Annotated in this window: 11 protein-coding genes and 2 tRNA genes; 6 read left to right on the plus strand and 7 right to left on the minus strand. The window is 60.6% G+C overall.

Features of this window, described 5'->3' with window-relative positions:
* Position 1: 1 nt before the first annotated feature.
* A tRNA-Gly gene (locus DES49_RS08495) sits at positions 2-77 on the minus strand.
* An 87-nt stretch (positions 78-164) separates the two neighbouring features.
* A complete protein-coding gene (locus tag DES49_RS08500; protein ID WP_133735975.1) occupies positions 165-770 on the minus strand; it encodes a DUF924 family protein in 606 nt (201 codons plus the stop codon).
* A gap of 137 nt (positions 771-907) precedes the next feature.
* Between DES49_RS08500 and DES49_RS08505 the strand changes: the two genes are divergently transcribed.
* The 6 genes from DES49_RS08505 (at position 908) to pta (ending at position 8,459) form a co-directional block, all read left to right on the plus strand.
* On the plus strand, positions 908-1,810 hold the full coding sequence (locus tag DES49_RS08505) for a TIGR01777 family oxidoreductase (RefSeq protein WP_133735976.1): 903 nt from the start codon (positions 908-910) through the stop codon (positions 1,808-1,810).
* The gene (locus DES49_RS08510) at positions 1,807-2,388 is read left to right on the plus strand and encodes a hypothetical protein (protein ID WP_133735977.1); all 582 of its coding nucleotides are present in this window, start codon (positions 1,807-1,809) and stop codon (positions 2,386-2,388) included. The genes DES49_RS08505 and DES49_RS08510 overlap by 4 nt, the downstream gene beginning before the upstream one ends.
* Before the next feature lie 72 nt (positions 2,389-2,460).
* Positions 2,461-2,535, plus strand: a tRNA-Glu gene (locus DES49_RS08515).
* A 136-nt stretch (positions 2,536-2,671) separates the two neighbouring features.
* Entirely contained in the window at positions 2,672-5,083 is a 2,412-nt protein-coding gene (locus DES49_RS08520) for a bifunctional diguanylate cyclase/phosphodiesterase (protein WP_133735978.1), read from the plus strand.
* A 47-nt stretch (positions 5,084-5,130) separates the two neighbouring features.
* Complete coding sequence (locus DES49_RS08525) at positions 5,131-6,324, plus strand: acetate/propionate family kinase (RefSeq protein ID WP_133735979.1); 1,194 nt, start codon at positions 5,131-5,133, stop codon at positions 6,322-6,324.
* Positions 6,324-8,459, plus strand: coding sequence for a phosphate acetyltransferase (gene pta / locus DES49_RS08530; RefSeq protein ID WP_133735980.1), 2,136 nt, complete (start codon positions 6,324-6,326; stop codon positions 8,457-8,459). Before DES49_RS08525 ends, pta begins: the two co-directional genes overlap by 1 nt.
* Before the next feature lie 14 nt (positions 8,460-8,473).
* Here the strand turns inward: pta and der are convergent, their stop codons facing one another.
* Genes der through ispG form a run of 5 tightly spaced genes read right to left on the minus strand, consistent with a single transcriptional unit; the run spans position 8,474 to position 14,161 of the window.
* The gene (der, locus tag DES49_RS08535) at positions 8,474-9,898 is read right to left on the minus strand and encodes a ribosome biogenesis GTPase Der (RefSeq protein ID WP_133735981.1); all 1,425 of its coding nucleotides are present in this window, start codon (positions 9,896-9,898) and stop codon (positions 8,474-8,476) included.
* 8 nt (positions 9,899-9,906) lie between these two features.
* Entirely contained in the window at positions 9,907-11,067 is a 1,161-nt protein-coding gene (gene bamB / locus DES49_RS08540; protein WP_133735982.1) for an outer membrane protein assembly factor BamB, read from the minus strand.
* Entirely contained in the window at positions 11,067-11,711 is a 645-nt protein-coding gene (locus DES49_RS08545) for a YfgM family protein (protein WP_166646039.1), read from the minus strand. The genes bamB and DES49_RS08545 overlap by 1 nt, the downstream gene beginning before the upstream one ends.
* Positions 11,712-11,726: 15 nt before the next feature.
* Positions 11,727-13,010 (minus strand): histidine--tRNA ligase, encoded by a 1,284-nt coding sequence (gene hisS, locus DES49_RS08550; protein WP_133735984.1) that lies wholly within the window; start codon positions 13,008-13,010, stop codon positions 11,727-11,729.
* A gap of 35 nt (positions 13,011-13,045) precedes the next feature.
* Positions 13,046-14,161, minus strand: coding sequence for a flavodoxin-dependent (E)-4-hydroxy-3-methylbut-2-enyl-diphosphate synthase (ispG, locus tag DES49_RS08555; protein WP_133735985.1), 1,116 nt, complete (start codon positions 14,159-14,161; stop codon positions 13,046-13,048).
* Between the last annotated feature and the right edge of the window lie 34 nt (positions 14,162-14,195).

Consider the following 14,195-nt stretch of genomic DNA (forward strand, 5'->3'; position numbering starts at 1 on the left):
CTGGAGCGGGAAACGAGATTCGAACTCGCGACATCCACCTTGGCAAGGTGGTGCTCTACCAGCTGAGCTATTCCCGCGTTGACAGTGCCTGCGTATTCTACGAATTGTATTGGGCGCGTCAATACCCTTCCCCGAAATTCAACCCGCAACCCGGCTGAGCCAGGCTATTGCCCGAAGGACTGTTCGTTGCCGGCCAGGAACGCCTTCTCAGCCGTGCTGCTGGTCCGCTTCATGGTTGCATTGCGGTGCGGGAAGCGACCAAACCGCTCAATGAGTGCCTGGTGGCGCTGGGCGCTCTGGTAAAAGCCGTCCAGTACGTCCCGCAGGCGTCCGGAGGCGGTTCGCACCAGTTGCTCGTAAAGCGCGACGGATTCCTGCTGCAGGGTGCGATTCTCCGCATGTTGATAGGGCATGTAGAAAAACGCGCGCTGAATCAGCGCCAGACGCACATCATCACCCCGCTCAACCCCCTCCCGGGCCAGGCGCTGTGCCAGCGAATCATTCTGGAAGGCCATGGCGGTCCGCCGGTATATGTTGCGCGAGAACTGGTCCAGCAGAAGGATCTCCGCCAATGCGCCACCGGGCTCCCTGCGCCAGTGATCCAGTCCCTCTTCCGAGGCCAGCAACACCATGGATGAGAAACGCCGCCTCAGCCCCCAGTCGAATCGTCGGTTTACAGAGAACCACTGTTCGCGGTATGACTTCCCGGGAACGCCGTCGTCATCCAATGGACCGAACCAGAAATCCAGAATGAAGGGCCATTCGAACATAACAGACAGCATCCTGATATCAGCGGAGCGAAGCGTAACAGATTCTCATTGCACCCAACGGAACCTCAAGGGAGAGTTTCAATGGGTACAATGAAGGTTATACACTCAGGAGTATCTGCACGGGAAATCGTTTCAGTATGAGCAGACATATTGTCATTACCGGTGGAACCGGTTTCATAGGGCAGGCCCTGTGCCATCGCCTGCAAAACCAGGGGCACCGCCTGACCGTCTTCAGCCGGCGCAATGAGGAAGAGGTTGAGCGCCTCTGTGGCCGTGTGCGCGTCATTAACCGGCTGTCCGCTATTCCCGGCCTTGGTCCGATCAATGCGGTCATCAATCTTGCCGGCGAAGGCATCGCCGAGAAACGCTGGACCAGGAAGCGCAAACAGGCCCTGTGGGACAGCCGGGTTGCGCTCACGGAGGAGTTGGTCAGCCATCTGAAACGCTGCCCGGAAGCCCCGGAAGTTCTGATCTCCGGCTCCGCCGTGGGCTACTATGGTGACCAGGGTGATGCAACCGTGACCGAAAGCACCGCGCCAACGGATGAGTTCACCCACCGCATGTGTAATGCCTGGGAACAGGCCGCGCTGGCGCTTGAGGGCAGTTCCCGGGTCTGTCTCTCTCGCACCGGCCTTGTAGTGGGGCGCGGCGGGGGCTTCCTGCAGCAGATGCTGCCACTGTTCCGGATGGGCCTGGGAGGACGGCTCGGCAAGGGTACCCAGTACATGCCATGGATTCATCGCCAGGATATGGTTGAGGCGCTGGTTCATCTGCTCGAGAACCCGGAGCTTACCGGCCCCGTCAACATGACCGCCCCCAACCCCGTCACCAACGCCGAATTCACCCGGGTACTGGGCAATGTTCTCAATCGCCCGGCCATGCTTCCGGCACCCTCGCCGGCACTCAAGCTGGCTCTGGGAGAAATGGCGCGCCTGCTGCTGACCGGTCAGAAAGCGATCCCTGAAAAGCTTCTGAATACGGGGTATGAATTTCATTACCCACAGCTGGAAGCAGCACTGAAGGAGGCCATCCAGTCTTGAGGAATCCGTGGCGAATACTGCTCATGGCGACGCTGGCGCTGATGGCTGCCCTTCCCCTCCAGGCCCGGGAGGGGGCCGGGTTTCCCTCCGGGGCCAGTTACGAGGCCTGCAGCATGATCGCCAGCCAGTACCTGACCACGATACAACTCCTCCAGAAAGGTTTCGATCCCGAGGTTCTCAGGGAAACCCTGCCAGGATTGACCGACCCGGGCGCCCGCCGGATCGACTCGCTCCAGAAACAGATTGAGCGCAGTGGCATCATCGAAACCTACTCTGGCGTCAACGCACGCTACGCGCGCTGCGCTTCGAAAGTCCATGAGCAGCGGGGACAGCCCGAGCCCGGAACCCGGCAACACCATTTCTATGTATGCGCGGGTGAGAACAAGGTCCGGTACGAAATCCTCCTGGCTGCCCTGGCCGGCGGGCAGCCTGACGAAATCCGGGAACAGCTGGCGCCGCCTCACCGCGAGGTCGCCACCCGGATTTTCCAGCGACTGCGTGAAAGCAATACTGACGTCGTGTTCAGTGAACTGGCTTCTGAGCTCAAGGTGTGCCTGAAGAATGACCCCGCCGGATGATCCGGCGCAAAAAATTGTTGACAGGAAAGCGCCCCTTCTCTAAAGTTCGCGCCCTGTAACGCATTGCACAGCGTCCCGTTCGTCTAGTGGTTAGGACACCGCCCTTTCACGGCGGTAACAGGGGTTCGAGTCCCCTACGGGACGCCATTTTCCTCCCCGGCAATGGCGTCAATCTCCGCTGCATCTATCGGTTTTTCCCGCATTTTATGCGACGCTCTCCCGCTTCACTGCTATATTAACAAAACAAAACCAAATCGTTTCCTACAGCCAGAGCCCCAACCTGATGCGAAACCCGTTATCATGGCCCGCTCGCCTCAGAAAACAGTCCCCACTGTCATTCCGCTTGCTGGGTTATATCATCCTGTGCAGCTCAGTGTTTACCCTTGTGGCATCCGCCGCCCAGGTCTACGTCGATTATCAGGCAGATGTGAGTGCCATCCGGGAACGGCTCAGCGACATCGAGGATGGTTACAAGAGCAGCCTCGCAGGCAGCGTATGGGCCATTGACGAAGACCTGATACGACTCCAGCTTGAAGGCATCACCAGTCTCCCGGACATCAGCCGGGCCCGTCTCAGAATGTACCCGGATGCCGAACTGACCGTGGGTGATGTCCCCGCCGACGCCGGCACTGCAAGCCATTCATTCACACTCAGCCGAAGTGCAGAGCAGGACTACCAGCTTGGAAGGGTGACAGTAACGGCGAGCCTCGAAAGCGCCAACGAGAACCTGCAGCGCAACATACAGGTTATCTTCACGACCCAGGCACTGCGTACCTTTTTCATTTCACTGCTGATCCTGTGGATTTTCCAGTATTTCGTCGCCCGTCACCTGGGTACCATGGCCCGCTATACGCGACAATTCACTCTGAGAAACCTGGACACCCCGCTTCGCCTCGACAGAAACCGGCGGGGAAAGAGCGTCAGTGACGAACTGGACCAGGTTACTGACGCCATCAACAGCATGCGGGAACGGCTCCGCAGCGATCTGGAGCGCCAGCAGCAGGATGCCCGGGAAATCCGCAAGCTGTCACTTGCCCTGGAGCAGAGCCCATCCTCGGTCATCATTTGTGACCGGGACTGGCGCATTGAGTATGTGAACAATAAATTCCTGCAACTGACGGGGTTGAGCCGGGATGATGTGCTTGGCCAGTATCCCGCCTATCTGACGCAGGACACCCTTTCAGGGGACCAGAATCAGGAACTGTGGAAGAACGTCCGGCTTCAGGCGCAGCGGGCCGGTGTCTGGCAGGGTGAGATGCAGCGTACCCGGGAGAACGGTGAGCGTTTCTGGGAGCAGGTCGTGGTCACGCCCATCAAGGACGAGCGGGACATCCCCTCGCACTATCTGATCCTGGGCGAGGACATCAGCATCCGAAAACGCTACGAACAGCAACTGCTCAGGCAGGCCAATTACGATACGCTCACCGGGCTGCCCAACCGGATGCTCGCCCTCGATCGCCTCAAGCTGGCCCTGGCCCAGAGTCGCCGGGACGGGAGCATGGTGGGCGTCATGTTCCTGGATCTGGACAACTTCAAGCACATCAACGACACCCTGGGCCACGAAGCCGGCGATAACCTCCTGATCGAGGGTGCCCGGCGCATCTCCGCCTGCCTGCGCGGCACCAGCACGGTTGCCCGCCTCGGCGGTGACGAATTTCTGGTGATTCTGCCCTCACTCAGCTCACCGGCGGCCGTGGAACAGGTCGCCGAACGTATTCTCCAGACCTTTGTGCCGCCGTTTCACCTGGCGGACCAGGAAGTGTTTGTCAGCACTAGTATCGGCATTGCCCTCTACCCCGGTGATTCGGACGACAGCACCAACCTGCTCCAGAACGCGGATGCCGCCATGTATGAGGCGAAGCACCGCGGCAAGAGCGCTTACCAGCGGTTCCAGCCGGAAATGAAGGAGGTTTCCCAGGAACGCCTGCAGATGGAAAGCCTGCTTCGCCGAGCCCTGGAGATGCAGGAATTTGAGCTGCATTTCCAGCCCATAATCCGCATGGACGATCGCCAGTTGGTGGGTGCGGAAGCCCTCCTGCGCTGGGAGAGTCCGACCCTGGGGGAAGTATCACCAGACCGGTTCATACCGTTGGCCGAGGAAACCGGCCTGATCATTTCCATTGGCCGCTGGGTCCTCCAGCAGGCCTGCCAGGCGGTCAGTCGCTGGAACCAGGAACGCGAGGAGCCGCTGTGCATGGCCATCAACGTATCGCCCCGCCAATTCCGCGACCCGCATTTCGTGGAGACCATCCGTGCAGCGCTCGACGAATCCGGTCTTGGCGGGGAATCACTGGAACTCGAAATCACCGAACGCCTGATTCTCGACAACAATATTGATACGGACAGGGTGCTGGCGGAGCTGGACGCCATGAACGTGCGCCTCTCAGTGGACGACTTTGGCACCGGCTACTCCGCGTTGGGCTATATCAAGAAGTACCCCTTCGACACCCTCAAGATCGACAAGTCCTTTATCCATGACATGACCACCAAGGCCGATGATTCCGCGCTGGTGCGCGCCATCATCCAGATGGCGCACAGCCTCAGCCTCCAGGTGATTGCCGAGGGCGTTGAGGCGCCGGAGGAATTTGAGTTCCTGAAAAAGGAGAACTGTGATTACGCCCAGGGCTTTCTGTTCACGCCACCCCTGCGCGAAGACAGCTTTATTACCTGGCTAAACGGGACCATGGACCGGTAATATCACGCTGACACATCGATACCACGGCCCGGCCACGGAGAGCCCGCATGGGAGACCACCAGATTCTCATCGTCAATTCAGGAAGTTCATCCCTGAAGCTCAGCATCGCGAGCCTGCCGCCATACCAGGTACTCGCCAGCCTGGTGGCGGAGCGGCTCGGGACAGAAAAGGCCATCCTGCGCATGGAAGCGCCCCATCAGATCGAGCAGCCACTGCGCACCAACGCGACTCACCGGACTGCCCTGGAGGCCTGCCTCACCCTGTGCCAGAAACAGGGACTGCTCACCCGTGCGCCGGATGGCGTGGGCCACCGCGTGGTCCACGGAGGGGAAACCTTCACCCAATCAACGAGGGTCACAGACACGGTCATCAGTGCCATTGAGGAGTGCGTGCCACTGGCGCCGCTGCATAACCCCGCCAACCTGGAAGGCATTCAGGCCATGCGCGCCATCTACCCGGATGTTCCGCAGGTTGCCGTTTTTGATACCGCCTTTCACCAGACCCTGCCCAGGCACGCCTACCTGTACGCGTTGCCCTACGCCCTTTATCAGGATCAGGGTGTGCGTCGATATGGCTTCCATGGCACCAGCCATCGTTTCATGGTCCGTGAGGCGGCTCGCATGGAAGGACAGAGCGAGGACGATACCTGCCTGATTTCCGCGCATCTCGGGAATGGCTGCAGCATAACCGCGATCCGCCATGGCCGGAGCGTGGATACCAGCATGGGGCTGACGCCACTCGAGGGGCTGGTTATGGGAACCCGCAGCGGCGACATCGACCCGGGAGTGTTCGACTTCCTGTACCATCGGGGCTGGTCCCCGGACCAGATCAACGGGATGCTCAACCGCGACAGTGGGCTCAAGGGCCTGTCCGGGCTCAGTAACGACATGCGCACCCTCACCGAGGCCGCCGATACCGGCAACGACCGGGCCGCGCTGGCCGTGGAGGTGTTCTGTTTCCGCCTGGCACGCTACATCGGCGCCATGATGGCATCCCTGCCCCGCCTTGACGCCCTGGTATTCACCGGTGGCATCGGCGAGAACAGCGCCACTGTGCGTGCGCGGACGCTGTCACACCTTGCGTTGCTGGGCTTCGGTCTGGACGAAAGCGCCAACCAGTGTCATGGCGCGGAACACGGCGGAGCAATCCATGCCCATGGGCAACATCCGGTTCTCGTCATCCCGACCGATGAAGAACAGGTCATCGCAATGGACACGGCACAGATTACAAGGAGCACCTGATGCCAAAGAACCTCTTCGTCGTTTCCACGGAGCTTGAGTCAGGCCTCACCTCCGTTTCCATGGGTCTTGTGAGGGCGCTGGATGGGGTGGGTGTGCGCGTTGGCTTCTACAAGCCGATCGCCCAGACCTCAAACCGGGACCGCATGGACCACTCCGTGAATTACATCCGTGCCCGCACCACACTTGATCCCTCCGATCCGATCCCACTCAAGCAAGCCCAGGAGCGCGTCAACCAGGGCGAGTCCGGTCAGCTGATGGAAGACATTATCGAGGGCCACCATAACGCGTCCAAAGGTTGTGACGTGGTTGTGGTGGAAGGTCTCGTTCCGGATCGCCAGGAAAGCTACGTGCAGCGGCTGAATGTGGAAATCGCACGCAACCTGGATGCACAGATCATTCTTGTCAGTGCGCCGGGAGAGCGGACTCCGAAGGAAATGGCCGAACACCTTGCATTCAGTGCACGGATCTTCTCGGAATCCTCCCAGCCGGAAGTGCTGGGGGTGATCCTCAACCGCCTCAACGAGCCGGCGAACCGGAGTCTTCCACTGTCGGCCGCGAACCCACCGCCCGTCCGGGGATTTGACTGGGAGAATGAATGCGATGTTTTCCGGGATGGCCGGCTGCAACTGATCGGGGCCATCCCCTGGCGCCAGGAGCTGATCGCGCCACGAGTCCGGGACGTGGCGCATGAGCTGGACGCGAATATGATTTTCAAAGGCAGCCTGGACACACGTCGGGTCCACCAGCTGAGCATCGTGGCCAGAACCATCCCCAACATGGTGGATAGCCTCCGCCCCGGGACCCTGGTTGTGACGCCCGGGGACCGGGAGGACATTGTGATGGCTGCGGCACTGGCGGCACTCAGCGGTGTGCCACTGGCCGGCCTCGTCCTTACCGGTGGACTGATCCCGGACAAGCGCACCCAGAACTTCTGCAAGGCGGCGCTGGATACCGGTGTGACGGTTTTGACCACCACCATGGACACCTACTCCGCCACTCATTGTCTCGCGAACATGGACACATCCGTGCCCATCGAAGATACCGAAAGGGTTGAGAAGGTTATGCAGGCGACGGCCGAAGGCATTGACGCGGAATGGCTTCGCCAGCACCTGAGCGTGGACCGTGAACCGCGCCTCTCACCGCCGGCATTCCGCTACCTGCTGACGCAACGGGCCCGTGAGGCGGATAAACGGATCGTGCTCCCGGAAGGCGATGAGCCCCGCACCCTGGCCGCGGCTGCCCGCTGCCAGGAACGGGGCCTCGCCCGATGCGTGCTCATCGGCTCGCCAAAGGAAATCCATGCGGTCGCCGAATCGAAGGGCATCAAGCTGCCGGAGGGTATTGAGATCATCGACCCGGATGAGGTTCGGGACAGCTACATCGACGCCATGGTTGAACTGCGCAAGCACAAGGGGATGAAGCCGGACATGGCGGAGGCCCTGCTCGAGGACAACGTCATGCTGGCGACACTGATGGTGGCTCTTGATGAGATGGATGGCCTGGTCTCCGGCGCGGTGCACACCACCGCGAACACCATCCGGCCGGCCCTGCAGCTGATCAAGACACACGAACAGGCCCGGATCGTCTCTTCGGTATTTTTCATGTGTCTCCCCGATCAGGTCCGGGTTTACGGGGACTGTGCTGTCAATCCCGACCCGGACGCGGAGGAGCTGGCCGACATCGCCATACAGAGCGCTGACTCGGCTTCAACCTTCGGCATCACGCCGAAAGTGGCCATGGTCAGCTACAGCACCGGTGATTCGGGCACTGGCGACGATGTGGAAAAGGTACGCAAGGCCACGGCCATTGCCCAGAAACGGCGCCCTGACCTGATTATCGACGGTCCCCTGCAGTACGACGCGGCAGCCACCGAAAGCGTGGCAAAAAGCAAGGCACCGAAGAGTCCGGTTGCGGGCAAGGCAACGGTTTTTGTTTTCCCCGACCTCAATACCGGCAACACAACCTACAAGGCAGTCCAGCGCAGCGCCAATGTGGTGAGTATCGGCCCCATGCTCCAGGGCCTTCGCAAACCGGTCAACGACCTGTCGCGGGGTGCCCTGGTGGACGATATCGTCTTTACAATCGCGTTGACCGCCATCCAGGCGCGCCAGGTGGAGACACAGGGTCTGAACTGACGCAAACGGCCCGGTCAGGAATTCTTTTTCTTGCGCCGTGCCTTTTTGTCTTTCTTTCTGACGTGTTGCATCAGGCGCGCCTTTTTCTTCTTCTGGCGCGGCGTCAATGGGTTCTTGCGGCCCTCGAAAGGATTCTCCGGCGAGCGGAATTCGAAGCGGATGGGCGTGGCCTCGACCTTGAGCACATTGCGGAAGGTATTCTCAAGGAAACGCTGATAATCCCTGGGAACGGAATCCGTCTGGGTTCCGTGAACAATGATCCTTGGCGGACAGGACCCACCCTGGTGCGCGTAACGCAGCTTGATCCGGTGGCCCCGCACGATCGGGGGCGGGTGCTGTTGAACCGCATCCTGCAGGATTCTGGTCAGCTGGTTGGTGGACCATTTCGCCATCGCGGAGGCATACCCAGCATCAATGGACGCGTACAGGTCCCCCACCCCGGTGCCATGCAGTGCCGAGATAAAGTGGATCCTGGCATAGTCGAGAAAGCCCAGACGCCATTTGAGGGTTTCCTTGACCCGCTTCCGATCATCGGGGTCCATACCATCCCACTTGTTGACGGCAATCACCACCGCCCGACCCGCGTCCAGTGCAAACCCGATCAGGTGCATATCCTGGTCAACAAGCCCTTCCCGGGCGTCGATCACGATCACCACAACATGGGAATCCTCGACCGCCTGAAGCGTCTTGACCACGGAGAACTTCTCAACCGTCTCGCGCACCTGCCGCCGTCGGCGCACTCCCGCCGTATCAATCAGGGTGTACTGGGTGCCCCGGCGCTCATAGGGAATACGGATGCTGTCCCGGGTCGTTCCGGGCTCATCGTAGACCAGGACGCGCTCCTCACCGAGGATGCGGTTCACCAGAGTGGATTTGCCAACGTTGGGCCGGCCAATCAGCCCCACCCGGATACTGTCGGCATCCGCCTCAGGCTCATCCTCGTCGACGTCTTCCTCATCGCCGAGAAGGCTGTCCAGCAGCTGTTTTATACCCCGATTGTGCGCTGCGGAAATGCGGTGCACAGGGTCCAGACCCAGACCGTAGAACTCGCTCGCGGCCTGATCCTCATCCTGGCCATCGGTCTTGTTAACCACAAGATGGACCCGCGCCCCGGTTCGCCGCAGCTGGTCCGCGATCTGCTGATCGCCCGGAGTGAGGCCCGCACGACCATCAACCAGGAAAAGCACATCGTCCGCTTCCTCAATGGCCGCCAGTGACTGCCCGGCCATCAACTCATCCACGCCTTCCTCGTCACCGGCAAGCCCGCCAGTATCAATGGCGATGAACCTTCGCCCGTGGTGGCGCCCCTCGCCATACTGACGGTCCCTGGTCAGGCCGGGAAAATTGGCCACCAGGGCATCACGGCTACGGGTAAGCTGATTGAACAGCGTGGACTTGCCGACATTGGGCCGGCCGACAACGGCAATTACGGGAACCATCTCTGTTCTCAGGGCTCCACGATGCGATAGGAGGCGATCTGACCGCCATTACCGAAAAGAATGACACGGTCGCGGTAACGGACCATGGGCGAGCGGATGCCTTTCCCGTCAACCTGCGCCCTGCCGTCGATCGAACCATCGGCCTGACGGATGGCATAGAGGTAACCCTCGAAATCCCCGACGAGGACATGATCCCCGAGGGTGACAGGGGAATTGAGGCGGCGCCACTGAAGCTTATCATGGCGCCAGACCTCGCGCCGCGACGCCAGATCATAGCCAATCACCCGTCCATCATAGGCCGCCACAACAACATTATCGTTACCCACAGCGGGCGACCGGAGACTCGAAACCGAACGGCTCCAGCGCTCTTCCCCGGAACGCAGGGTGAGGGCGGCAACCTTGCCCTGGTACCCGGTGATATAAACCGTTCCATCACGGACAACCGGCGAGGAATCCACATCCACAATCCGCTCAAGTTCCGTGCGCCCCGATGCCGTTCCCAGGGCCTGCTGCCACTGGACACGCCCGGTGGTCACATCCAGGGAAACAACCCGACCATTATCAAAACCCGTGACGACCCGGCTGCCATCCACGTAGGGGGTTGCGTTCCCCCGGAAGCTCAGGACCGGCATATTGCTGTCATACTGCCAGCTGCGCTCACCATCGTCCTGGTCATAGGCAAGGACCTCGCCATCGATGGTCTGAACAATGACCTGGCGGCCATTGCTCTGGGGTGGGACCAGGGATTCATTGGGAAGTGCGGCTTCCCATCGGGGCTCGCCCGTGTGGGACAGGGCCATCAGCTTGCCGTTTCGCGTCACCACATAGAGATGATCGGAATCGGCTCCGACACCCGCAATCAGGCGGGCGTCCAGTTGCTTCCACCAGTCGCGGCGGCCCAGGCGCGCATCGTAGGCGCCAATATAACCATTTGCCGTCGATATGAAGACCTGGTCCTCAACCACAACCGGGGTCATGAAAAGGTATTCACCGTCGTGACCTTCGGCAAAACGCCGGCTCCAGATTTCGCGAACCGGCGCCTCCCCCGTCACCTCCGGCACGGCGGCAGGTTGCTCGCGTGGCTCCGTGGAGCTGCACCCCGACAGCACAATGCCGGCAAGGACGCAGAGAACGGGCAGAAAACGCTGCATTGGCCCCAATGGCACCATCAGGACGCCTCCGGCGCCGCAAGATCACTCAACTTGAGCTCCAGCAGACGGTCGTTACTATCTTCGTCCAGCGCTTCTCTGGCCGCCTGATAGGCCTGGCGGGCTGCCTGGTCGTTACCCATCGCATGCTGGGCATCGCCCTCGAGCTCGCGGTAAAGCGGCTGGAACTCACCCGCCTCACTGCCTGCCTGCAGGGTCTCCACAACACCCTCGTAATTACCGCTGGCGAACTGGGCGCGCGCCAGACGCAGCCGGATCACCCTGGGCAGTGGCTGCTGATGGGCCTGATCAAGCGCCCACTGCAGTTCCCCGGCGGCGGCTTCGGGGTTACCCTCGTCCATATAGACGCCTGCCGCAATCATGGCGGAGAAAACCGCATAGGGGCTGTCCGGGTACTTGTCCTTGAGGTTATCGAGGGAGTACTCCATGGTCGCCAGACGCTCTTCACTCTCCTGGTCTGACGACAGGGTGCCAATCACGCTGTCAAACCCCTGCCTCGCCTCGGCACGCGCGTTCGCTTCCCGGCTTTCCCAGTACTGCCAGCCCGCAACGGCGAGCACCGCGATGACAATCGCGAAGAGGATGCTCTGGCCGTTTCGTTTCCACCACTGTTTGAACGCTTCAAGTTCTTCGTCTTCAGCCAACGTTATGCTCCTTGATCAATTCGCAGCGCCGAGACGCTGATAGCAGGCCGCCGCCAGATCCTGGCGGGCGACCCTCACCTGTTCGGCATTGGTCATGTCCTTGAGGCTGACTTCACCCGCCGCCTTTTCATCATCACCAATGATGATCGCCAGTCTGGCGCCCGAACGGTCCGCCTTCTTCATCTGGCTCTTGAATCCCCCGCCCCCGCAATGGCTGACCACGGACAGGTCGGAACACTGGTCGCGCAGAGTCTCCGCCACGGCGAAGGCATCCTGGCGCAGTTCGTCGCCCATGGCCATCACATAGATATCCGGGCGGTCGTGAACCGACTCCGGAATCAGTTGCGAATTCTCCAGCAGCAGGATCAGCCGTTCCATGCCCATGGCAAAGCCGATGGCGGGCGTGGAACGCCCGCCCAGCTGCTCCACCAGGCCGTCATAGCGCCCGCCGGCACAAACGGTGCCCTGGGCGCCAAGAGCGTCGGTCACCCACTCGAAGACCGTCTTGCCGTAATAGTCCAGCCCACGTACCAGGTTGCTGTTCACGGTGTACGGCAGTCCGGTCGCATCCAGTAACTGGCACAGGCCCTGGAAATGGGCCCGGCTTTCCTCACCGATGTGATCGGCAAGCCTGGGCGCATCCTCGAGTATGGCCTGGGTTTCAGGCACCTTGGTATCCAGGATGCGAAGCGGGTTCGTGCCCAGCCGTCGCTGGCTATCCTCGTCAAGCTGCTCCCGGTGTTGTTCGAGATAGTCGGTGAGCGCCTGCTGGTACTGCTTGCGATCCTCAGCGGTGCCAAGGGAATTCAGCTCCAGGCGAACCTGATCCCGCAGGCCCAGAGCCTTCCACATCCGGGCGGTCATCAGCAACACTTCCGCATCAATGTCCGGCCCGGCCATGCCAAAGCACTCCACGCCAATCTGGTGGAACTGGCGGTAACGTCCCTTCTGGGGCCGCTCATGCCGGAACATGGGGCCCGTGTACCACAGCCGCTGGATCTGGTTGAAAAGGAGACCGTGTTCCTCCGCCGCCCGGACACAACCGGCGGTTCCCTCCGGACGCAGCGTCAGGCTGTCACCGTTGCGGTCCTCAAAGGTGTACATCTCCTTTTCGACAATATCGGTCACTTCGCCGATGGACCGTTGGAAAAGTTCTGTTTTCTCGACAATCGGCAACCGTATCTCACGGTATCCATAGGCACCGAGCACCTTGCCCAGAACCCGCTCGACATACTGCCAGCTCGCTGACTGGTCCGGCAGGATGTCGTTCATGCCCCGTATTGCCTGGATTTTTGCCAAGGTACTCCCCTGCTTTATTACTCCGCCCGCCGTGGTCAGCCTTTGGCGATAATGGATTCTTCTTCGGCTTTCTTGCGGGCAACCCGGTCGCGGATCTCACGCTCCAGGTCATCCACGAGTGTTGCCTTCTCGATCTTGCGGAACTTTTCGCCATCCCGATACATCAGGTGCTCGGGCGTACCGCCCGTAATGCCGATATCCGCTTCCTTGGCCTCACCGGGGCCATTCACGATGCAGCCGATAACGGCGACATCCATGGAGGTGTTCACATCCTCCAGCCGGGATTCCAGCTCGTTCATAGTGCCGATCACATCGAAGTTCTGCCGGGAACAACTCGGACAGGCGATGAAATTGATACCACGTGTTCTCAGCCGCAGGCTCTTGAGGATGTCGTAGCCAACCTTGATCTCCTCGACAGGATCCGCCGCCAGCGAGATGCGGATGGTATCACCAATGCCCTCGGCCAGCAGCATTCCGAGGCCAACCGAGGATTTGACCGCGCCCGAGCGGAAACCACCGGCCTCGGTAATACCCAGATGCAGGGGCTGCTCGATCTTGTCGGCAATGAGCCGATACGAATCCACTGCCATGAAGACATCCGACGCCTTCAGGCTGACCTTGAAATCCTTGAAGTCGTAGCGGTCGAGGATCTCGACGTGCCGCATGGCGGACTCAACCAGCGCCGCCGGGGTCGGTTCCCCGTATTTGCGCTGCAGGTCCTTTTCCAGTGAACCGGCATTGACGCCGATCCGGATGGGAATGCCCTTGTCCTTGGCCGCGTTGATGACCGCGCTGACCCGGTCTTCACGGCCGATATTGCCCGGGTTGATGCGCAGACAGTCGACACCCAGCTCCGCAACCCTGAGGGCAATCTTGTAGTCAAAGTGGATGTCCGCAACCAGCGGAACATCTACCGCCGCGCGGATTTTCGCGAATGCCTCGGCCGAATCCATATCGGGCACCGAGACCCGCACGATATCGGCTCCCGCCTCTTCGAGACCGCGAATCTGTGCCACGGTTCCCTCGACGTCACAAGTATCCGTGTTGGTCATGCTCTGTACGGCAATAGGCGCATCGCCGCCTACCGGCACGGAGCCAACATAGATCTTGCGGGAAGGCCGACGTTTAATCGGTGTCTGCTCATAATGCATGGTTAGAACCCTGTTCTGCCTAAAGCGCCAGTGT

Source organism: Halospina denitrificans, assembly GCF_004364635.1.
In the GTDB taxonomy this organism is placed as follows: domain Bacteria; phylum Pseudomonadota; class Gammaproteobacteria; order Pseudomonadales; family Oleiphilaceae; genus Halospina; species Halospina denitrificans.